The organism is Marinomonas sp. FW-1 (assembly GCF_005222245.1).
In the GTDB taxonomy this organism is placed as follows: Bacteria; Pseudomonadota; Gammaproteobacteria; order Pseudomonadales; family Marinomonadaceae; genus Marinomonas; species Marinomonas alcarazii.
In genome coordinates, this window is record NZ_CP025987.1 from 1881797 (window position 1) to 1901920 (window position 20124).

20 protein-coding genes are annotated in these 20124 nt (G+C 42.5%); 13 read left to right on the plus strand and 7 right to left on the minus strand.

What is annotated here, in order from left to right:
- Positions 1-22: 22 nt before the first annotated feature.
- Genes moaC through C1X04_RS08720 form a run of 3 tightly spaced genes read left to right on the plus strand, consistent with a single transcriptional unit; the run spans position 23 to position 1202 of the window.
- A complete protein-coding gene (gene moaC / locus C1X04_RS08710; RefSeq protein WP_110572318.1) occupies positions 23-505 on the plus strand; it encodes a cyclic pyranopterin monophosphate synthase MoaC in 483 nt (160 codons plus the stop codon).
- Entirely contained in the window at positions 498-752 is a 255-nt protein-coding gene (locus C1X04_RS08715) for a MoaD/ThiS family protein (RefSeq protein ID WP_137169695.1), read from the plus strand. The genes moaC and C1X04_RS08715 overlap by 8 nt, the downstream gene beginning before the upstream one ends.
- Positions 753-1202 carry a molybdenum cofactor biosynthesis protein MoaE gene (locus tag C1X04_RS08720; protein ID WP_137169696.1) on the plus strand — a complete coding sequence of 150 codons (450 nt, stop codon included), beginning with the start codon at positions 753-755 and terminating at the stop codon, positions 1200-1202.
- Positions 1203-1272: 70 nt separating this feature from the next.
- On the opposite strand, the gene C1X04_RS08725 is transcribed toward C1X04_RS08720, so the two are convergent.
- Positions 1273-2520, minus strand: coding sequence for a site-specific integrase (locus C1X04_RS08725; protein WP_110572324.1), 1248 nt, complete (start codon positions 2518-2520; stop codon positions 1273-1275).
- Between the two features lie 332 nt (positions 2521-2852).
- Here C1X04_RS08725 and C1X04_RS08730 point away from each other — a divergent pair, with 332 nt between their 5' ends.
- Positions 2853-3119, plus strand: coding sequence for a hypothetical protein (locus C1X04_RS08730; RefSeq protein ID WP_110572326.1), 267 nt, complete (start codon positions 2853-2855; stop codon positions 3117-3119).
- Between the two features lie 50 nt (positions 3120-3169).
- Positions 3170-3448, plus strand: a complete 279-nt coding sequence (locus tag C1X04_RS08735) for a hypothetical protein (protein WP_110572328.1) — start codon at positions 3170-3172, stop codon at positions 3446-3448.
- Positions 3449-3504: 56 nt separating this feature from the next.
- Here C1X04_RS08735 and C1X04_RS08740 read toward each other — a convergent pair whose 3' ends face one another.
- A complete protein-coding gene (locus tag C1X04_RS08740; RefSeq protein ID WP_137169697.1) occupies positions 3505-4926 on the minus strand; it encodes a M48 family metallopeptidase in 1422 nt (473 codons plus the stop codon).
- A gap of 34 nt (positions 4927-4960) precedes the next feature.
- Here C1X04_RS08740 and C1X04_RS08745 point away from each other — a divergent pair, with 34 nt between their 5' ends.
- Both C1X04_RS08745 and C1X04_RS08750 read left to right on the plus strand, forming a co-directional pair.
- Positions 4961-5206, plus strand: a complete 246-nt coding sequence (locus C1X04_RS08745) for a sulfurtransferase TusA family protein (RefSeq protein ID WP_110572333.1) — start codon at positions 4961-4963, stop codon at positions 5204-5206.
- Between the two features lie 12 nt (positions 5207-5218).
- Positions 5219-6280, plus strand: coding sequence for an AI-2E family transporter (locus tag C1X04_RS08750; protein ID WP_137169698.1), 1062 nt, complete (start codon positions 5219-5221; stop codon positions 6278-6280).
- An 86-nt stretch (positions 6281-6366) separates the two neighbouring features.
- On the opposite strand, the gene C1X04_RS08755 is transcribed toward C1X04_RS08750, so the two are convergent.
- Positions 6367-7989 carry an alpha-glucosidase gene (locus C1X04_RS08755; RefSeq protein WP_137170748.1) on the minus strand — a complete coding sequence of 541 codons (1623 nt, stop codon included), beginning with the start codon at positions 7987-7989 and terminating at the stop codon, positions 6367-6369.
- 193 nt (positions 7990-8182) lie between these two features.
- Here C1X04_RS08755 and C1X04_RS08760 point away from each other — a divergent pair, with 193 nt between their 5' ends.
- Positions 8183-9334 (plus strand): MFS transporter, encoded by a 1152-nt coding sequence (locus tag C1X04_RS08760; RefSeq protein ID WP_110572337.1) that lies wholly within the window; start codon positions 8183-8185, stop codon positions 9332-9334.
- A 5-nt stretch (positions 9335-9339) separates the two neighbouring features.
- On the opposite strand, the gene C1X04_RS08765 is transcribed toward C1X04_RS08760, so the two are convergent.
- Positions 9340-10221: a LysR family transcriptional regulator gene (locus tag C1X04_RS08765; RefSeq protein ID WP_110572339.1), complete on the minus strand. Its 882-nt coding sequence runs from the start codon at positions 10219-10221 to the stop codon at positions 9340-9342.
- Positions 10222-10314: 93 nt separating this feature from the next.
- On the opposite strand from C1X04_RS08765, the gene leuC reads away from it, so the two are divergent.
- The 4 genes from leuC (at position 10315) to asd (ending at position 14708) form a co-directional block, all read left to right on the plus strand.
- A complete protein-coding gene (gene leuC, locus C1X04_RS08770; RefSeq protein ID WP_110572341.1) occupies positions 10315-11742 on the plus strand; it encodes a 3-isopropylmalate dehydratase large subunit in 1428 nt (475 codons plus the stop codon).
- Positions 11743-11751: 9 nt separating this feature from the next.
- Positions 11752-12402 (plus strand): 3-isopropylmalate dehydratase small subunit, encoded by a 651-nt coding sequence (gene leuD / locus C1X04_RS08775; RefSeq protein WP_137169699.1) that lies wholly within the window; start codon positions 11752-11754, stop codon positions 12400-12402.
- 29 nt (positions 12403-12431) lie between these two features.
- Entirely contained in the window at positions 12432-13511 is a 1080-nt protein-coding gene (gene leuB / locus C1X04_RS08780; protein ID WP_137169700.1) for a 3-isopropylmalate dehydrogenase, read from the plus strand.
- 78 nt (positions 13512-13589) lie between these two features.
- Positions 13590-14708, plus strand: coding sequence for an aspartate-semialdehyde dehydrogenase (asd, locus tag C1X04_RS08785; protein ID WP_110572347.1), 1119 nt, complete (start codon positions 13590-13592; stop codon positions 14706-14708).
- Positions 14709-14787: 79 nt separating this feature from the next.
- Here the strand turns inward: asd and C1X04_RS08790 are convergent, their stop codons facing one another.
- Together C1X04_RS08790 and C1X04_RS08795 are read right to left on the minus strand one after the other, a co-directional pair.
- Positions 14788-15543 carry a DUF3307 domain-containing protein gene (locus C1X04_RS08790; RefSeq protein ID WP_137169701.1) on the minus strand — a complete coding sequence of 252 codons (756 nt, stop codon included), beginning with the start codon at positions 15541-15543 and terminating at the stop codon, positions 14788-14790.
- Positions 15536-16186, minus strand: coding sequence for a sigma-70 family RNA polymerase sigma factor (locus tag C1X04_RS08795; protein ID WP_110572351.1), 651 nt, complete (start codon positions 16184-16186; stop codon positions 15536-15538). Before C1X04_RS08795 ends, C1X04_RS08790 begins: the two co-directional genes overlap by 8 nt.
- Positions 16187-16725: 539 nt before the next feature.
- Here C1X04_RS08795 and raiA point away from each other — a divergent pair.
- Complete coding sequence (gene raiA, locus C1X04_RS08800) at positions 16726-17118, plus strand: ribosome-associated translation inhibitor RaiA (RefSeq protein ID WP_110572353.1); 393 nt, start codon at positions 16726-16728, stop codon at positions 17116-17118.
- Positions 17119-17305: 187 nt separating this feature from the next.
- Here the strand turns inward: raiA and C1X04_RS08805 are convergent, their stop codons facing one another.
- Complete coding sequence (locus tag C1X04_RS08805; RefSeq protein WP_110572355.1) at positions 17306-20107, minus strand: bifunctional aconitate hydratase 2/2-methylisocitrate dehydratase; 2802 nt, start codon at positions 20105-20107, stop codon at positions 17306-17308.
- Positions 20108-20124 lie beyond the last annotated feature (17 nt).

Consider the following 20124-nt stretch of genomic DNA (forward strand, 5'->3'; position numbering starts at 1 on the left):
ATGTACACTGTTTAGGATTTTTATGAGCGATAAACTTACCCATTTGGATCATCAAGGCCATGCCCACATGGTGGATGTCTCAGATAAGGAAATTACTAAGCGTACAGCGACGGCTCAGGCTATTTTGCTTATGCAGCCTAGTACCTTGATTAAGGTTATTGAAGGGGGGCTGCCAAAAGGAGATGTACTGGCAACGGCTCGTATTGCTGGCATTCAGGCCGCTAAGAAGACCTCTGACCTGATACCGTTATGTCATCCGTTGATGTTAACCAAGGTAACAGTGGACATAAATGTTGCGAGTGACTGTGAGTTAGAAGTGTTGTGCACTTGTTCACTGTCCGGCAAAACTGGCGTGGAAATGGAAGCATTGACCGGCGCCAGTGTCGCTGCATTGACGCTTTATGATATGTGCAAAGCCGTTGATAAAGGTATCGTAATTCAGAACGTGTCTTTGCTAGAAAAGAAAGGCGGAAAAAGCGGTAATTGGAGTAAAGCTAATGTCTAAGGTAAGAGTGGTTTTTTTTGCCTCGTTAAGGGAAAGAATTGGTCATAGTGAGTATATGACTGAGTTAGACGCCCCTTTAAGTATTGCTGAGCTCAAGCAACAATTAGCATCTGAATTAGATAAAGGTCAGGCATTACTTGAAAAAGGCATTCAAGCTTCAATTGACTTCGAATTCGCAAGAGATGCGGATCTTGTACCCAAGGACGTAAATGAAGTGGCTTTTTTTCCACCCGTTACTGGAGGTTAAATGATTCTGGTACAAGAAAACGATTTTGATGTTGATGCTTTATACAAAAGCCTATTAAAAGCCAATAAAACGGGTGCTGTTGCCATGTTTGTTGGCCTAGTTCGTCAGTTTGCTGATGACCCAGAAGAAGATTCAAGCTTTGAGCTGGAGCATTATCCTGGCATGACCGAGCATAACTTGCAGGCAATTGTCGATGAAGCGTATTCTCGATGGCCTCTTTTGGACGTTTGTGTAGTGCATCGTGTTGGTCGTTTAAAAGTGGATGATCAAATTGTTTTTGTTGGCGTGAGTGCATCACATCGAGCTGAAGCGTTTCAGGCATGTGACTTTATTATGGACTATTTAAAAAGCAGAGCCGCTTTTTGGAAAAAAGAGTCTAAAGGCAATGAAAGTCATTGGGTAGAGGCCAATATTAAGGATGAGAAAAGCTTGGAGCGTTGGTCAAAATAGTTTGTGTTAAACAGAAAAGACGAACAAGGCCCCTCTAAGAGGCCGTGTTCGCCTTTTTGGGCTCTAGTCTTTAATGTGGTCGCAATGCTTTTTTACGGCCACTAGCATGGCGCTCTCGATATTCTGTATCAATGTATTTATCGGTTGTTGCCATACTCGCGTGACCGGCGTCTTCTCTAACGTGTTCCTTTGGTCGTGTTTTTACATCTTCAGAGATTCCCGTATGGCGTAACCAGTGAACGGTTGCAACTCGAAGGTCATCAGCATCAGCTCTCATTCCATCCTCGCACATTCTTTCGTAGGCTTTATCAAAGCAGGACTGCACGATATTACGCACTTGTCTAGAGCTGGTCATGGCACCTTGACCACGGTTTTTAGGAATCAATGGTGTGTTTTCTGCAATGGTTGGTAGCAAGGGTAAATCTCGGAATTGTCGGTAACGTATTAATGCCTTCAACATCTCATCCGAGACGGCTACCAGTCGTTCCTTGTTTCCCTTAGACAATACTTTAAACCACCAATGCCCATCAGAGTCTTTAATGAAATCTCCCATCACGGGCGCCGACCTTTCATCCGCAACCAGTTCGGAAATTCGCAAATACATACCAAGTAAGGCATTCATAATAAATAGGGTGCGTTCGTGCTGAGCAGGGTCTTCCTCTGCGAGCATTTCAGCAGTTTCAATCACGTAATCCCATTGCAGGTTTGAAATTCTTCGTACTTGTTTACGAGTGACTTCTTTTTTGACGAATTTACTTTTTTGGCGAATCAGCGCAACAGGGTTTTGTTGGGCGGCGTCTTCTTGCATTAAAAAACCATAATAAGACGACAGGATAGAGAAGGTCGCACGAATGGCCGCTTGCGAAAGTGAGTGCTGCTTGGTTTGAGGTGATTCACCGTTTTTAAAATCCAATTTACTTACATGAGCCACAAAGGGACGCCAATCGTTGTTAGGTACCCTTGCGCCCATGTGTAGTTTAAAGCGTGCCACATTCTTGGTTCCAATCCAGCTTTCCGGTGGGCTAATACAAAAATGGATAAACTCTTCAATCTGATCGCGTCTTAACTCGATAGAAGGACATTTGGCTATGTTCCATGACCAAAGCAGTAGGCGTTCGACTTCTCTGCGGTAGGAGTTAAAGGTTGCCTTAGAACCGTTATAGCTATAAATAAAGCACAAAGCGAGTTGTAGGTCTCGACGATATTCCGGCTCAGTAAGATGGGGTGTGTTTTTTGATAAGTCGGCCGCAATACTTTCAAACTGAGTAAAGGGGTTCGGCAAATGTTCCAAATTATCAATTAAAGCTAGAGGTATCATAATCGTTCACATCTAAATATTAGTCTTAGGTTAACAAAAAATTCGATATATCCCTACTAATTTGTGTTGCAGATTAAGGCGTGCACATCACATCGGTTGTAATATTTGTCTATTTCCTCCTTATTTGGTGTCTTTTTAATCATATTTATCTGGTTTATACAGATTTGATGTGATTTTTAACGAATCTTGCGTGTATTGAGTCGTATTTGGAACAAAGGTGGAAGAGATCGGCTACCCCTTTTTAATTTCCATGAAAGGACTATTATAAATTTATCGAAACGCAAAACGATTTAAATCTTAAATATAAAACTTACTCTCAAAAGGAGATTAATATGAAAACATTTACTAAAACATCTTTGGCACTATTAACTGCAGCGGTAATGACAACATCTGCATTTGCTAATGATACTGTTGAAGAGCGCCTACAAAGTGCTAAAGGTAGTGTAGAAGCATTGGGTACTACATTAGAAAATATGGGCGCTGATGTGGATACTAGCGTTGATTTAAGCGGTGCATATACTTTTAGCCAAAAAGCCGCTGTTTATAACGCTAAACATGCTGAGCTTCAAGAGCAGTTTAATAACCTTAACGCTCAGTAATAGTTCACACTAATACTATCTTAACGAATATCTATTTTAAGGAGTTAGCTATGAATAATGTAAATCGTGCAATACTCGCTCTCGTGACAACTTCTGCTTTGGCGACATCTGCTTTTGCAGCAACTGAGTCGTCTTACGAACGTCTTCAAAGTGCAAGAGGTAGCGTAGAAGCTCTTTCTGTCACCCTTGAAAACATGGGGGCTGACGTTGATTCAAGTGTGAACCTAAATGGTGCTTACACAAACGAGCAGAAAACTTCAGCTTACCAAGCTAAACACGCAGAGCTTCAAGCTCAGTTTAATGAGTTACACGCACAATCTGCAGAATAATGTATCGTTATTTATAAAAAAGCCAAACATTAGTTTGGCTTTTTTTATGCTTATAATTAATCAAAGTTATCATCTATTAAATCTTCTTGTTTTTCTGCCTCAATAACTCTTTCAAATAAAGCCTCTGTTTTTAGAATGGTATTTTTCTCATTTTCAGAAGCGTCATTTTTAGCTCTCTTAATCAAGAAAAGTGCCGCTTTTTCTTTTCCTTGGCTGAAATCTAAAAGGGCTTTGTAATGCAGTGCCATTGGAAGATTATTTACGGACTGATAGTACTGAATATTGGCGCGCCACATTAGTCTTTTTTCATAAAGATAATTTGAATCAATAGTGTTAGGTTTAGTCTGCGTTAGTTGTGAGTTAAGCATTGAAAATAATATGTCATTTGGCGCTAACGCCAGTCTATCTTGTATGATTTCGAGTCCTTTTTCTTTTTGCTTTGCCTGTGTGTGGCTCAGTGCTTTAAGATAATCTGAAAAGCCATTTGAGTTTTCTATATTATTTAAAAATACAAGAGCACGCTCGGGTGACTGTATCAAGTAGGAGAACAATGCTTTCGCAAAATTTTGGGCGTCAGCATATTGGATGTTTTGATCGAGATAGGTATAAGGGTTGTCTTCGATGCCTGCTCTGTAGGCGAGTAGGCTGGCGCGAAAGTATTCGAATTCACTGTTTGTTTTTTGACTTAGAATGGTTTTCTTTGTGTCGGTGTTAAACGAATCGGACAGTCGTGTGTTTGGTGATGGATGTGTGGAGAGAAATTCTAGTTTTGGGCGACCGAGTGCTTTCTTAAAGAATGCTTGGAATAACTTAGACATACCATCAGGAGCCAATCCAGCATTATTTAAATATTCCTGCCCGCGTCGATCTGCTTCTTGTTCTTGGTTACGGCTGTAAGTTAAAGTATTTTCTGCTTGGTTCGCTATTCCACCAAGCCAAAGCGCTGTCGTCGCATCAGAGCCTGCTCCAGCTAGCGCTGCAGCAAGCCCAGCTCCTAACATAGCTAATGTTTTTTGCAGCTCTTGCCCTGAGTTTCTTTGTTGTCGTTCATAATGTCTTAGCTCTAGATGAGCGACTTCATGGGCAAGAAGCCCAAGCAGCATGTCTTCGCTAGTGATCATCTCCATAATATCTGAATAGATAAAAAGGTGGTTGCCAGGGATAACAAAAGCGTTGCTTTGTGAGCTATTTAATAGCGTCATTTCAACTGTAGTGTTGTATAAATTCGTCTGTGGAAGTATGCGTGAAAGTGTGTCTTTCAGGTAGTTGTAGGCCGGTGGGAAATCGATAAGTGCACGGCTACCATTAAGCTTCCTAAACCAAAATTGCCCCAAAATATACGAGGGGTTAGATAAGGATCTTTCGTCTTTGTTCGCTTCCAAGTCAGGGATGCTTGCTTGGCTCACGCAAGATAAAGTGCTTGTAAAAACAATGGCTAAGATAGCAAAGCTTGTTGTAACGTTTGGAAATAGTCTCATAATACGGCTAATGCATTTATTGGAAAATTATAAAATGACAGTCAATCTAGAGAATCAGTATGACGTAATCTTGGATGCAAGAGAAGATCGTTGTCCCATGCCTCTACTCAAAGCCAAAATGGCGTTAAGTAAAATGGCCAAAGGTGAGTGTCTTTGTGTGAAAACATGCGACGCTGGATCTTTGAAAGATATTCCTCAGTACGTAGCTCTGGTTGGTTTTTCTTTACTGTCAACTTCAGAAGACAGTAATGTATATACCTTTGTGATTCAAAAAAGTTAAAACGGATCTGATATGTTTAAAATTGTAGACACGCTCATTAAGCGATATTTCTCAAATGAAGAAGTTGTGGTCTTTCTGCTTTTATTAATTTCTGCAGTATGTGTGTTGGCATTTTGGGGCGGAATTTTTGCTCCTATTTTAATTGCGATTGTGTTGGCGTTCTTGCTACAAGGCGTTGTTGAACGATTACAGAGGATAGGCCTTGGTCATACGCCTTCAGTCTTCATTGTCTTTTTTACCTTTTTAACCTCATGCAGTGTGTTTATCGGCGTGATGGTGCCGATCGTTTGGCGTCAGGCTGTGCGATTGGTTCAGGATGCGCCAAGAATGTTCACGGTTATTCGTAATGAGGTGCAGCAATTTGCGGAAGGGCACAGCGAGTTAGTAAGTCAATCAGCGATAGATGAGATAACGAACTCCTTGGCCAATGAGTCCGCAAGCCTTGGTCAATGGCTTGTTTCCTTCTCTATTTCAAGTATTCCTTCGATGTTTGCTGTGGTGATCTATGTCGTTTTAGTGCCTTTAGTGATGTTTTTTCTGCTAAAGGACCAAGAGCGAATTTCTAATTATTTAACATCTTGGTTACCGAAAGAAAGAAGAATGATGCGCAACATCGCTCACGAGATGAATGACCAAATAGCCAATTACATACGTGGTAAATTCATCGAAATGGTTGTCGTTGGCGTTGTTTCTTACCTAGTATTTTTGTTCTTCGGTTTGAAATACGCGGAGTTACTTGCCTTGCTGGTTGGTCTATCTGTTTTAATTCCTTATATTGGTGCGGCGGCTGTGACGATTCCTGTGGTCCTTGTGGCGTTTTATCAGTATGGGACACAGAGTGAGTTCATTTATGTGGTGGTTGCTTACCTAATTGTTCAGGCATTAGATGGAAACGTACTTGTTCCCTTGCTTTTTTCAGAGGCGGTGAACTTACATCCATTGGCCATTATTGTTGCTGTATTGTTTTTCGGTGGCATTTGGGGGTTTTGGGGCATATTTTTCGCGATCCCCTTGGCAACATTAGTGAAAGCAATTATTAACGCTTGGCCAAATCAAGAGCAGCTTTCTTCTTAACCGCCTTTAATGATGGTTTAAAATCCCGCTCTACTTAGTTAGTAGCGGGATTTTTTTACCCAAGGTTCTATGTTCAAGAAGCGAAGTCAATCGAGAATAGAGGCCAGTAAAATACTAAATGGAGGAAGTATGATTGTACCGCCATCTACGTACCCACTTTGTATGGCCTCTGGTAAAGTGATCGGCGATAAAGTGAATTCAACCGGTAAAATGATATCTTGTTCTGCGGTATTGATGGCCACATAGATGCATTTCCCTTTATAACGGCGGACGAAGGTGAGGGTGGTTTCATCGTTGTATAAAAACTCGATATCGCCATAGCGCAGCTCTGGATGGCTTCGTCTAATGTGCAGAAAATCACGATAAGCGTGCAATACAGAGTGGCGATTACCTTCTTGTTCACTTACCGCCATAGAGCGTTGGGAATCTGCAATAGGCAACCAAGGTTGAGCTGACTGAGTGAAACCTCCTAATACTTCATTTTTCCATGGAATCGGTGTTCTGCAGCCATCTCGTCCTTTAAATTCAGGCCAAAAAGCGATACCAAACGGATCGACCAATTGATCAAATGTGAGTTCCGCTTCCGGCAATCCAAGTTCTTCACCTTGATATAAACAAACACTACCGCGTAAGGTTAATAGCATCGCCATGTATATTTTGCCTTTGGCTACCATGTCGTGGTTTTTTCCCCATCGACTTACCACACGCTCTACGTCGTGATTGCCAATTGACCAGCATGGCCATCCATCACCTAATCCTGCTTCTATCGTTTCCATGGTATTACGAATGTGCGTCATTGAGGAATCATGGGTCAGTAAGTCGAATGAATAGCACATGTGCAGTTTATCTTTGCCTTGCGTGTACGCCGCCATGGTTTCTAAGGCAAAATCACAGCCGACTTCACCTACTGTGGTGGTATTTGGGTATTGATCGAGCAAATGGCGTAAACGTTTTAAAAAAGCGATATTTTCAGGTCTTGATTTATCATATATATGTAGCTGGTACGCATATGGGTTGTCGAGCCGGACACCGATACTGCCTTCAATGACCTCTTCTTTAGGCGGGTTATTTCTAAGCTCTAAATCATGGTAATAATAGTTAGCCGTATCTAGACGGAAGCCATCAACACCTCGTTTAAGCCAAAACTCAACGGTATCAAGTAAAGTATCGACGACCACGGGGTTATGGAAATTCAGGTCTGGTTGGCTGTCTAGGAAGTTGTGTAGGTAATACTGCCTACGACGGCTGTCCCAATGCCAGGCAGGGCCACCAAAAACAGACAACCAATTATTAGGAACTGTGCCATCAGGCTTAGCGTCAGCCCAAACATACCAGTCGGCTTTGTCATTGTCGCGACTGTTTCTTGATTCAACAAACCACGGGTGTTGATCTGAACTGTGGTTTAGTACTTGATCTATCATAACTTTAATGCCGTGATGATGTGCGGAGGCAACCAACTCATCAAAATCAGCCAAATCGCCAAAAATAGGATCTATCCCGCAGTAATCCGATACATCGTAGCCAAAGTCTTTCATGGGAGAGGTGAAAAAAGGAGACAACCAAATAGCATCGACGCCAAGAGAGGCGATATAACTCATCTTCGCTGTTACACCGGGAAGATCGCCTATACCGTCGTTATTTGAGTCAAAGAAACTGCGGGGATAAACCTGATAAATTACTGCGCCACGCCACCACTCTTGATCGTTCATCATAATTCTTCTCTCTAAAATAGGGATGATTGGGTCTAAGCGTTAACAGAATTTATTAGATTTATAGAGGATTAGTTCCATTCTCTGTCGTGCTTTTTTTCTGTAATTCCAGCATACTCAAACATTATTAGTTATGCATAATATTTTATTGTCTTGATTGATAATTATCTTATTTGCACCCCATGGAGACATGATGTTTTCTGAAAAATCACGCCCTATAGCTTGGCCTTTATTCTTTTTTTACTTTTTCTTCTGTGCGGTTGTCGGTGTCATGATGCCCTATATTTCGATGTACTATAAATCGATAGGTTTAAGCGCATCTGAAATCGGACGTTTGATGTCTACTTTTACCTTGTCCGGTATTTTAGTGCCGCATTTCTGGGGGTGGCTAACTGCCAAAGTTGGTTTACCAAAACGCACGCTGCAATTAGGGATTTTAGGCTGCTTCATTGCAGTGCTTCCGTTTAATTGGAGCGATCAGTTTGAAACCTTATGGCTTCTTACTTGTACGATGGCGCTGTTTTATTCTGCTCTTATACCAATGACCGATTCGTTAACGGTGAGAAGTATTCGCCACCTTGACGTGCCTTATACGCGATTAAGGGCGGGAGGTTCGATTGGTTATGTTTTTGCAGTCACCAGTGCAGGGTTTTTAATTGGCAAGTTTGGCACTGCGGTTGTTATTCCTACCATGTGTGTCTTTATGGGGCTTGCAGTGGTCACTTCTTTCTTTTTGAAAGAGCAGGCTTATGAAGTTAATCAACAAAAGGCGACTACGTCTTTTTTCTCACTGCTTAAACATCCAGAGTCGTTGCTGTTTTTTGGTCTGGCCTTTTTAGCCTTTATGTCTCACGCGCCTTTTAATGTCTTTTTTGCTGTGCACTTATCCAATTTTGGCTATAGCGGTGAGCACATTGGCTTGCTGATGGCGTTGGGTGTGGTCATTGAGATTTTCTTGTTCTTATTTTTTGGCAATACCATTAAACGATTTGATGTGGTCCATGTGATTATACTGTGTTTTGTGTGCGGTATTGTTCGCTGGGTGTTAATTGGCTGGTTTGCTTCTGTAGTATGGGTCGTTATTTTTACCCAGCTGCTGCATTGTGTAACCTTTGCTTTATTTCACATGGTTTCTATTGAGCAAATACGCCGCCTTTTTCCTGAGCGCTTTGCTGGCCAAGGCCAAGCAATGTACAGCGCATTTGCTATTGGCTTAGGCGGTGGACTTGGAATGGTTATCACAGGTTATCTTTGGGAATGGTTAGGCGGTGCCTGGGTTTTCACCTTGGCCGCATGTGTAAGTGCTTTGGCACTGACCATTCTTGTTATCAGTCAGCGTCGTTAAAGGAATTACAAACTGGAGCTGTCGCTTTTTAGCAATTCTATAAAAGCGATGGCTGCGCGGCTTAATGTACGTTGTTTGTGATGAATAACACCAAGCATTCTTTCGACGTTGAGGTCTGGTAAATTCAAAACAACGAGCCTGTCATCAACTAATGTTGACGGAAGTAGAGACCACCCCCAACCAATGTTAACCAGCATTGCTAAGGTTTCTAGATTATTAGTATTCATTCTTACTTGCGGCTTTAACCCTTGTTTACCAAACGCTTGCTCGGCAATTTGTCGTGTGAAGGTGTTTTTATTAGGTAATACGCAAGCATGTTGCGCCAAATCCATTAAACTGACATGGCGATAAAGTGCGAGAGGGTGGTCTTTACTGACCACACAAGTCAGCGGATCTGACCAGATTGGCAAAGATTCAATAAGAGGGTTTTCTTTATTCGATAAGGTGATAATCCCTAATTCAGCTCGGCCTTTCAAAACATCTTGGTAGGCTTCTTCAGATTGCACAAATTCAATTTCCAACTGCGCGCTAGGGTAATCTTGTTGAAATCGTTTGAGAGATTTAGGTAAACGGTGCAAACCAATATGATGACCTGTAGAAATACGCAATTCACCACTTACGTCTTGCATCTGTAATGTCATGCTGCGCTTGATGTCTTGCAAGTCTTCAGCCATTTTTCTCGCTTTGGGCAACAGGCGAATACCTGCTTCAGTTAATTGTACTTGCCGGCCAATGCGATCAAAAAGTTTTACCCCAAGGCTGTTTTCAAGCGAGGCAACTCGTTTACTAACAGCAGGTTGGGTGACGAAAAGTTGATCTCCAGCTTCTGAAAAAGAGCTGGTTTCGGCGACTTTTATGAAAGTCAGCAGTTCGGCAATGTCAATCATTCCAAAAAATTATCCAAAACATGAAAAATATGAATTTGAGTAATTTAAGCCAAAGTTTTAGGATAGCGCAATAGATTTCTGAGGAGAGAACTTATGTCAGCGAAAACCCTTTATGACAAGTTGTGGGATAGCCACCTTGTTCAGCAACGAGATGACGGTAGTGCATTGATTTATATCGATTTGCAGCTACTTCATGAAGTGACATCACCACAAGCATTTGAAGGGCTTCGATTGGCTGGGCGTAAGCCTTGGCGCGTGTCTTCAAGTTTAGCAACGCCAGACCATAACGTGCCTACGACCAAAAAAGAGCGTATTTCTGGTGTCGATGGTATTGAAGACCCTGTTTCTAAGATCCAAGTAACGACTTTGGATGATAACTGTAACGAATTCGGCATCACTGAATTCAACATGAAAGATATTCGCCAAGGAATCGTACACGTTGTTGGGCCAGAACAAGGTGCGACGCTTCCTGGTATGACAGTGGTATGTGGTGATTCTCATACTTCTACCCATGGTGCTTTTGGTGCTTTGGCGCATGGTATTGGTACGTCAGAGGTTGAGCACGTATTGGCAACTCAATGTCTAGTGCAGAAGAAAAGCCGTAACATGCTTGTTCGTGTTGATGGTGAATTGTCACCATGGGTATCTGCTAAAGACGTCGTTTTGGCCATTATCGGTGCGATCGGCACTGCAGGTGGTACGGGTTATGCCATCGAGTTTGGTGGCACAGGTATTCAATCTTTGTCTATGGAAGGTCGTATGACGGTCTGTAACATGGCCATTGAAGCGGGCGCTCGCGTTGGTTTGATCGCAGTGGATGAGACGACAATTGAATACGTTAAAGATCGCCCTTATGCGCCAAAAGGCGAGCACTGGGATATGGCGGTAGAAGCATGGAAAGATCTTGTTTCAGATAAAGATGCGCAATTTGATGAAGTGGTAGTGATTAAAGCCGAAGACATCAAGCCGCAGGTTACCTGGGGAACATCACCTGAAATGGTGATCGCGATTGATGAACCTATTCCACGTGCAGAGGACCAAAAAGACCCTGTGAAAAAAGAGGGCTATGCTCGTGCTTGGAAGTACATGGGTCTTGAAGGCAAAACCATGTTGTCGGATGTTGTTCTAGACCGCGTTTTCATCGGTTCTTGTACAAACTCACGCATTGAAGATCTGCGTATTGCCGCTCAAGTGGTTAAAGGCCGTAAAGTGGCACCGACTCTAAAACAAGCGATTGTTGTTCCGGGTTCAGGCTTAGTAAAAGCGCAAGCGGAAAAAGAGGGTTTGCACGAGATTTTCGAAGCGGCTGGATTAGAATGGCGTGAGCCTGGTTGCTCTATGTGTTTGGCAATGAACGCTGACAAACTAGGGGCTGGTGAGCATTGTGCGTCTACTTCGAACCGTAACTTTGAAGGTCGTCAAGGTTTTGGTGGTCGTACGCATTTGGTTAGCCCAGCAATGGCCGCGGCAGCAGCGATTGCAGGTCACTTTGTTGATGTTAATGAGTTTGTTAAACACTAGGAGAACAGTATGCGTCCTTTTACTAAACATACAGGTCTAGCCGCTCCTTTGGATTTGGCGAACGTTGATACTGATATGATCATTCCAAAGCAGTTCTTGAAATCCATCAAGCGAACTGGCTTTGGTAAAAATTTATTTGATGAGCTTCGTTATGAAGACGAAGGTCAGCCAGATCAAGATTGCTCTGGACGTCCTTTACGTAAGGATTTTGTGTTGAACCAAGATCGCTACCAAGGTGCGAGTGTACTATTGGCTCGTCAGAACTTTGGTTGTGGTTCTAGCCGTGAACACGCCCCTTGGGCGTTAGATGATTACGGATTTCGCGCAATTATTGCTCCAAGTTTTGCTGACATCTTTTATAACAACTGTTTCAAAAATGGTTTATTGCCTATTGTCTTGCAGGCAGAAGAAGTGGATCAATTGTTCGCTGAAGTTGCATTACGCGAAGGTGCTCAAGTGATTGTCGATCTTGAAAACCAAACAGTTACGTCACCTTCCGGTGCGACATTTGAGTTTAACGTCGATAATTTCCGTAAGCATTGTTTATTGAATGGTTTGGATGATATTGGCTTGACGCTACAGCAAGATGCAGCGATTCGTCGCTATGAAGAAAAACGCATGAATGAGGCGCCGTGGCTGTTCTTGTCACGCGGTCAGTAAACTCAAGATATAGGTTTTAAGGATTTAACATGACTAAGAATGTATTGGTATTACCGGGTGACGGTATTGGTCCAGAAATCGTAGCGCAAGCGGTTCGTGTGTTGGATGCGGTGAATGAACAGTTTTCATTGAATATTAAGCATGAAAGCGCATTGGTTGGCGGGTCAGCTTATGACGAAACGGGCTCTCCATTACCAGAAGAAACATTAGCGAAGGCAAAAGCGGCAGACGCGATTTTACTTGGTGCAGTTGGTGGACCTAAGTGGGACAAATTAGACATGTCTGTTCGCCCTGAAAAAGGCTTGCTTGGCTTACGCTCTAATCTTGAATTGTTTTCAAATCTGCGTCCTGCAATCTTGTATCCACAGTTGGCTGAAGCCTCTAGTTTGAAGCCGGAAATTGTTGCCGGTTTGGATATTCTGATTGTTCGTGAACTGACAGGTGGCATTTATTTTGGCCAACCTCGTGGTATTCGTACGCTAGAGAATGGTGAGCGAGAAGGCTTTAACACCTATGTTTACAACGAATCTGAGATTCGTCGTATCGGTCGTTCTGCTTTTGAGGCGGCTCGTCAACGTGGTAAACGTGTATGCTCAATTGATAAATCCAACGTTCTTGAAGTGACGGTTCTTTGGAAAGAGATCATGGAAGAAGTCGCAAAAGAGTATCCAGACGTCGAATTGACTCATATGCTAGTAGATAATGCTGCTATGCAGCTTGTTCGGGCACCAAAACAGTTTGATGTAATGGTTACTGGCAATATGTTTGGTGATATCCTTTCTGATGCCGCTGCGATGTTGACAGGCTCAATTGGTATGCTACCTTCTGCTTCTCTGAATGCTGAAGGTCGTGGTATGTATGAACCATGTCACGGTTCTGCGCCAGATATCGCGGGCCAAGGAATTGCGAATCCACTAGCGACCATTTTGTCTGTTGCTATGATGTTGCGATACTCTTTGGATGCAAAAGACGCGGCTGATGCGATTGAAGCAGCGGTAAGTAAGGTTCTAGATTTGGGTCTAAGAACGTCAGATATAGCATCAAAAGGGTGCGAAACTGTTAGTACGCAAGCCATGGGTGATGCCGTGCTAGCAGCATTAAAAGCCTAATATCATAACGATATTGGGCATTCATTAGGGATACTGCTCTTGGTATGAGTGGCCCCACAAAAAAAGGTAACGTTAACCATGTCAAAACAAACTGTAGGTTTAGTCGGATGGCGCGGAATGGTCGGTTCCGTGTTGATGCAACGCATGATGGAAGAAAAAGACTTTGATCATATTGATCCAGTGTTTTTCACTACATCTCAAACGGGGCAGAAAGGTCCAGAAATTGGTAAAGATATTCCATTACTTCAAGATGCGAGCGATATTGAAGCATTGAAGAAGATGGATGTAATTATTACCTGCCAAGGTGGGGATTATACCAAGGCTATTTACCCTCAGTTGCGTAATGCTGGTTGGACGGGTTACTGGATCGATGCGGCATCTTCTTTGCGTATGGAGAAAGATGCCATCATTGTACTTGATCCTGTTAACTTGGATGTTATTAAGAAAGGTTTAACAACTGGCGTTAAAACCTTTGTTGGTGGTAACTGTACTGTAAGCTTGATGTTATTGGCGCTAGGTGGGTTGTTTGAAAAAGGTCATATCGAATGGATGACCTCTATGACTTACCAAGCCGCTTCTGGTGGCGGTGCTCGTCACATGCGTGAGTTAATCAATCAAATGGGTATGTTGCAAGATTCTGTTGCAAGTGAACTTGCCGATCCAGCGAGTGCTATCCTAGAGATCGATCGTAAAGTCGCTGAAACAATGCGTTCTGGAAATCTGCCAACAGATCAGTTTGGTGTACCTCTAGCAGGCTCTCTGATTCCTTACATTGATAGTCAGCTGGATAACGGTCAAAGCCGTGAAGAGTGGAAAGCGCAAGCGGAAGCGAACAAAATTCTTGGCATTGATGGAAAGCCTATCCCGGTTGATGGTCTGTGTGTACGTATCGGTGCAATGCGTTGCCATAGCCAGGCGTACACTATTAAACTTAACAAGGACATTCCTGTTGCGGATATTGAAGGTCTGCTTGCTGAGCACAATCAGTGGGTTGATGTTGTACCAAACGATAAAGAAGCAACAATGCAGCGTCTAACGCCAACGGTCGCTACTGGCACGCTTGGTATTCCTGTAGGCCGTATTCGTAAGCTGAACATGGGGCCTGAATACATCAGTGCCTTCTCAGTAGGGGATCAATTGCTATGGGGTGCTGCTGAGCCACTACGTCGTATGCTACGCATCCTAATCGAAGACTAATAACTGTTTTCAAATAACGCCTAAAAACCCGCTGTAAGCGGGTTTTTTTATGGCATAACGAAACAGGGGAGGCAATAAGTTAGCTGATTTCTATGTCTAAGCTGAGTATCACTAGTATGCCTATCAGAGTTGTAATAACAACGGACACTAACGATCCAATTAGCATGTATTCAGCCATGCTTCGATCGTTTGATTTATTGAGTTCGCCAAATCTGAAGATTGATTTGGCCGCTAATACAAAGCCTATAGCGGCGTAGCTGCCTACTAGCGTGAAAGTTAATATCAATATTCGTTCTAGATACCCGATTAATTCACCGCCAGCAACCAAGCCGTTAACATTTTCTTCTTCGCTCCCTGAAATTGGATACTTGCTTAAAATGCAGCCGATTGTGACTGAGGTTGGCTTGAGTATTAGCAAGTAAGCAAAAGTTATCAGGATGATTTCTGGCATCTGATCATGCTGTAGTAGTTCAGTAATGTTGATGCTGTCAGTGACGTAAAAAACCGTAGAGATCAACACCAGTACATGCAATATTTGATCAATGGCAAAGCGTGAAAAGGCGTCGCCTTTGGTTGTACTGACTTTCCATAGATCGATGATGAAATGAGTAATGGTAACGATCGTGATGATACTGACGATGTTAATCCACTCTATCTTTAGGATTAACGAAGGAATGAGTAAGGCCACGCCGTGTAAAATCGAATGCAAATAGAGCCTTGGTGATTTGATTTTTTTCTCTTTCTTTTCCTCTACCCAATGCTTTGGTTGAAGATAAAAGTCACAAAGAATATGGATCAGTAAAAATGATACGAGTAGGCTGGTAAAATCAGTCATCTTTAAGCCCTGTTACTTGGTTTATAAATAGACTATTTAGCTCACTTATCAGTGGCCAGCCTGATGCTTTCAGTGATTTGCTGGCTGTCGCTGTGGCAATGTCGAGTTTATCTGCAAGCTCGCTCACAGACAAACCTTCTTGATTTCGTAGCATGGGAACTAATACTGCACATTGTCGCGAGGTTAACTCGGTGATCTGTCTATCCAAGTATTTGAAGAGTAGATCAAAGCGTTCTGTGAGTTCGGCATGTTCCGATTGGAAAGTGAAGCGGTCGCTTTTCAGGGCTTTTAATCCCCGGCCAGATAAAACAAAAGCTTCTCCCATTGACTCCGATACTGAGCTGCGTAAGTCCGCGTTAGAGGCAATAGCAAAGCTAATGCGACTGTCAAAGGCTTTGCCAAGGGATTTAATGCCGATCCGATAAAGAATCGCATATCTGAGTGCATTTTGAATGTCATGCACGACCGTCTGAAATTCATCTCCGCGCTCAATGCTGTGGAGGTTAGAGGTGTTCCCTTCAGTGATCCACGTTTGAATTTCTTTAACTCGTTGTAGTAATTGTTCGAATTCATCAGAAGTGAGTTTGGTCGAGTTAATGGCATCACCGCTTATCACGGCAATGGGTTTGATTGTCTGCTTCATGCGCTGTTCCCTCTAGTTCGTCAGAGTAATTTAGCCGTTTATGACTAAAAATACAAATTTAGCCTAAAATGGCTAATTAATGCTTTTTAGCTATTTATGGCTAATAAAAAAGTGCGCTTCTCGATTTCGTGGTGGTGATTAGTATTTTTTATACGCTTATGTGTAGAAGTATAGAAATTCGTCTCTCAATTGTTTCTGGGACTGCTACACTGATTTAATGAGGCAAGTGGCTTGCGTCAATAGCGGCGCTTTTCATGATGAAACTAAAGCTTGCTATAGGGAACAAAACTAATTACTTTATCAATATCGCATCGAAATAAATTTTCTGTAGAAGATTTATGGTATTGATATATAAAGTATTTAAGGGTGTTGAGTCGGTTTTTTTGATTGCTGTGTTTTGTTCATGATCTTGAGCAAGTATTTACACTCTAGGCATTGAAATAAAACGATATCACCCATAGATTATAAGTAAGAGCAGCAGAGGAGAAAGAAGACTTAAGTTAATAAAAAAACTGACTAAAATAGAAGGATAATTCTCTATGTATACATTGAATATTAGCGGTCACCACGTCCAATCTGGTGAAGAAGTTCAAGAAGTAGTAAAAGAAAAAATGGATCACTTGGCACGTATCAATAATCAGATTACGACCATTAAAGTGATACTAAACACAGAGAAGCATGAGATTCATGAATTAATAGTGGAAGCCAGTGTTCATATTCCTGGTCATGATCTTTTTGCAACGGTTAAAACCGATAAACAACTTAAGCCGGCACTTGACCTTCTGGTCGGTAAGCTAGAGAAGCAACTAATTAAGCACAAAGCGAAGCATGCAGGCCGACAACATCATATCAATGCCAAAGATGTAGAAAGTCCTGTAGAGCAACAGTTACAAGCAGAGTTTGATGAACTGGTAGAACGAGAAGTTATTTAGTAAATCAACCTTTCTAGGATAAGCCTCGCATAGCGGGGCTTTTTTGTTTTTGTCGAATTCTGCTATGAGTTTTATCTATCAGGCTGACATAAAAATGCCGCTGCTACTTTATAAGTTTGGCCCTTGGGCTCTTATAGAATAGGCAGCGGCATTGAATCATATTAACAATATGATCTTATGGCAGAGCTTAAACGTTATTTACTGGAATAAACTCTACTGGAGCCATTGTCATTGCATCAAGCGGCGGCGCAAAGTCCGTTAGTTTGATGCCTGCAACAGAAGCTTTGTATTCTTCCAATGTTGGGAAACGTCCCAAAATAGCAGAAAGTACAACGATTGGCGTAGAGCCAAGCAAAGATTCGCCTTTCTTCTCTTTTGAATCGGCAACCACACGGCCTTGGAACAAACGAGTAGAGGTCGCAATAACTGTATCGCCTGGCTCAGCTTTTTCTTGGTTACCCATACACAAGTTACATCCAGGGCGCTCCAAATACATAATATTTTCGTATTTAGTACGAGCTTCGCCTTTAGGTTTAGCATCATCAAATTCGAATCCAGCGTATTTCTGCAGGATATCCCAGTCACCTTCAGCTTTTAACTCATCAACAATATTGTATGTTGGTGGAGCAACAACTAGAGGCGCTTTAAAGGACACACTGCCGTTTTGTTTTTCAAGGTTACGCAACATCTGAGCGATGATTTGCATGTCGCCTTTATGAACCATACAAGATCCAACAAACGCTAAATCAACAGGCTTATCTTTGTAGTAAGAAACTTGGCGAATCACGTCATGAGTGTAACGCTTAGAAGCATCATCGTTGTTTACGTCTGGATCGGCAATCATTGGTTCAACGATTTCATCAAGATCGACGACAACTTCTGCATAGTAGTGAGCGTTGTTATCAGGTACTAGGGCAGGTTGCTCGCCAGAAGTAATACCAGCAATACGCTTGTCAGCAAGTTCAATTAAGCCATGTAGTGTTTTGGCTTCATTTTCCATGCCTTTATCAATCATGATCTGAATGCGTTTTTTCGCAAGTTCAAGAGATTGAATTAGCGTCTCATCTTGAGAAATACAGATGGAAGCTTTCGCTTTCATCTCAGCAGTCCAGTCAGTAAAGGTGAACGCTTGGTCTGCCATCAGTGTACCGATGTGCACTTCGATGACACGGCCTTGGAATACGTTTTCGCCGCCAAACTGTTTAAGCATCTGAGCTTGAGTAGCGTGTACCACATCACGGAAGTCCATGTGGTTTTTCATTTCGCCTTTGAAGGTTACTTTGACTGATTCAGGAATCGGCATAGTTGCTTCACCTGTTGCCAAGGCAAGAGCAACGGTTCCAGAGTCTGCACCAAAAGCCACACCTTTAGACATACGAGTATGCGAGTCACCACCGATAATGATGGCTGTGTCATCAACTGTAATGTCATTCAATACTTTGTGGATAACGTCTGTCATTGGAGGATAGACGCCTTTTGGATCACGAGCAGTAATCAAACCAAACTTATTCATGAAAGACATCAATTTTGGAATGTTAGCTTGTGCTTTAGAGTCCCAAACAGACGCTGTGTGACAGCCTGATTGGTAAGCGCCATCAACACTTGGAGAAATAACAGTCGCAGCCATAGACTCTAGCTCTTGAGCTGTCATTAAGCCTGTCGTGTCTTGTGAGCCAACGATGTTTACTTTAACGCGAACATCGGAGCCTGCATGCAGTGCTTTCTTAGATTTCACACCGACAGCGTTTTTGTTGAAAATCTTCTCAACAGCCGTTAGACCTTGGTCATCGTTAGAGATTTCTTGCGCTGGAGCGTAGACAGTAGGAGTTGGAATGCCTAGAGTTTCTGCAGCAAACGTTTGTAGTTTCTTACCAAAAACAACAGCGTAAGAGCTACCCGCTTTCATGAACTCAACTTGCTGTGGAGTGAATGCAGAAGAAACATCTACTAGCGCTTTGTCGCCATTGTAAAGTTTTTTCTCTTTGGTATTAATTGTTAAAACTGTACCTGTTTCAACAGAGTAAGCTTGCTCAAGAACAGTATCGCCGTTTTCATCAAGAACCGGCTTGCCATTTTCGTCTACTTTCTTAACCCAGTTTTTCAAGTCAAGACCAATACCGCCAGTAACACCTACCGTTGTCATGAAGATTGGTGAGATACCGTTTGTACCAGCAACAACTGGAGCGTAGTTTACGAATGGAATGTATGGGCTTGCTTGTTGGCCTGCCCATAGCGCCACGTTGTTCACACCAGACATACGAGAAGAACCAACACCCATTGTGCCTTTTTCAGCAATAAGCATCACTTTTGCGCTTGGGTGCTTAATTTGAAGTTCTTTAATTTCTTGCTGCGCTTCAGGTGAAATCATGCACTTACCGTGAAGTTCACGATCAGAGCGGGAGTGTGCTTGGTTACCAGGAGACAGTAAATCTGTAGAGATATCGCCTTCGGCTGCAATGTAAGTTACAACTTCGATCTCTTCACTGATGTCAGGCAGTTTGGTGAAAAATTCTGCTTTAGCGTAGCTTTCAAGCGTGTCTTTAGCTAGTACGTTTCCAGCCTTATAAGCGGATTCAAGGCGTTCCATATCTGCTTCGTATAGGAATACTTGAGTTTTTAGTACCTCAGCAGCAGGAGCGGCAACCGCCATATCGTCAGACAAAGTAAGGTCGATCAAGACTTTAACAGAAGGACCGCCTTTCATGTGGGATAAAAGCTCTAGAGCAAACTCAGGTGTGATTTCTTTCACACTGGATTCACCTAGGATAATTTCTTTAAGGAATTCTGCTTTAACAGCCGCTGCGCTGGTTGTACCAGGCAAGGTGTTGTAGATGAAGTAGGATAGGGAGTCTTCGCGATGTTCATGCCCAGTATCTTTGATTTGAGCAATAATTTCAGTTAATAGATTGCCATCGTCGATAGGTTTAGGGTGCAACCCTTGGCTTTTACGATTCTCTATCTCTTTTAAGTACTCTAAATATAAGCTCATTTGCACCTCTGAATAAT

Coding starts and splice junctions, on each gene's coding strand:
- moaC (WP_110572318.1), top strand. CDS start 23: ATGAGCGATAAACTTACCCATTTGGATCATCAAGGCCATGCCCACATG.
- C1X04_RS08715 (WP_137169695.1), top strand. CDS start 498: ATGTCTAAGGTAAGAGTGGTTTTTTTTGCCTCGTTAAGGGAAAGAATT.
- C1X04_RS08720 (WP_137169696.1), top strand. CDS start 753: ATGATTCTGGTACAAGAAAACGATTTTGATGTTGATGCTTTATACAAA.
- C1X04_RS08725 (WP_110572324.1), bottom strand. CDS start 2,520: ATGATACCTCTAGCTTTAATTGATAATTTGGAACATTTGCCGAACCCC.
- C1X04_RS08730 (WP_110572326.1), top strand. CDS start 2,853: ATGAAAACATTTACTAAAACATCTTTGGCACTATTAACTGCAGCGGTA.
- C1X04_RS08735 (WP_110572328.1), top strand. CDS start 3,170: ATGAATAATGTAAATCGTGCAATACTCGCTCTCGTGACAACTTCTGCT.
- C1X04_RS08740 (WP_137169697.1), bottom strand. CDS start 4,926: ATGAGACTATTTCCAAACGTTACAACAAGCTTTGCTATCTTAGCCATT.
- C1X04_RS08745 (WP_110572333.1), top strand. CDS start 4,961: ATGACAGTCAATCTAGAGAATCAGTATGACGTAATCTTGGATGCAAGA.
- C1X04_RS08750 (WP_137169698.1), top strand. CDS start 5,219: ATGTTTAAAATTGTAGACACGCTCATTAAGCGATATTTCTCAAATGAA.
- C1X04_RS08755 (WP_137170748.1), bottom strand. CDS start 7,989: ATGAACGATCAAGAGTGGTGGCGTGGCGCAGTAATTTATCAGGTTTAT.
- C1X04_RS08760 (WP_110572337.1), top strand. CDS start 8,183: ATGTTTTCTGAAAAATCACGCCCTATAGCTTGGCCTTTATTCTTTTTT.
- C1X04_RS08765 (WP_110572339.1), bottom strand. CDS start 10,221: ATGATTGACATTGCCGAACTGCTGACTTTCATAAAAGTCGCCGAAACC.
- leuC (WP_110572341.1), top strand. CDS start 10,315: ATGTCAGCGAAAACCCTTTATGACAAGTTGTGGGATAGCCACCTTGTT.
- leuD (WP_137169699.1), top strand. CDS start 11,752: ATGCGTCCTTTTACTAAACATACAGGTCTAGCCGCTCCTTTGGATTTG.
- leuB (WP_137169700.1), top strand. CDS start 12,432: ATGACTAAGAATGTATTGGTATTACCGGGTGACGGTATTGGTCCAGAA.
- asd (WP_110572347.1), top strand. CDS start 13,590: ATGTCAAAACAAACTGTAGGTTTAGTCGGATGGCGCGGAATGGTCGGT.
- C1X04_RS08790 (WP_137169701.1), bottom strand. CDS start 15,543: ATGACTGATTTTACCAGCCTACTCGTATCATTTTTACTGATCCATATT.
- C1X04_RS08795 (WP_110572351.1), bottom strand. CDS start 16,186: ATGAAGCAGACAATCAAACCCATTGCCGTGATAAGCGGTGATGCCATT.
- raiA (WP_110572353.1), top strand. CDS start 16,726: ATGTATACATTGAATATTAGCGGTCACCACGTCCAATCTGGTGAAGAA.
- C1X04_RS08805 (WP_110572355.1), bottom strand. CDS start 20,107: ATGAGCTTATATTTAGAGTACTTAAAAGAGATAGAGAATCGTAAAAGC.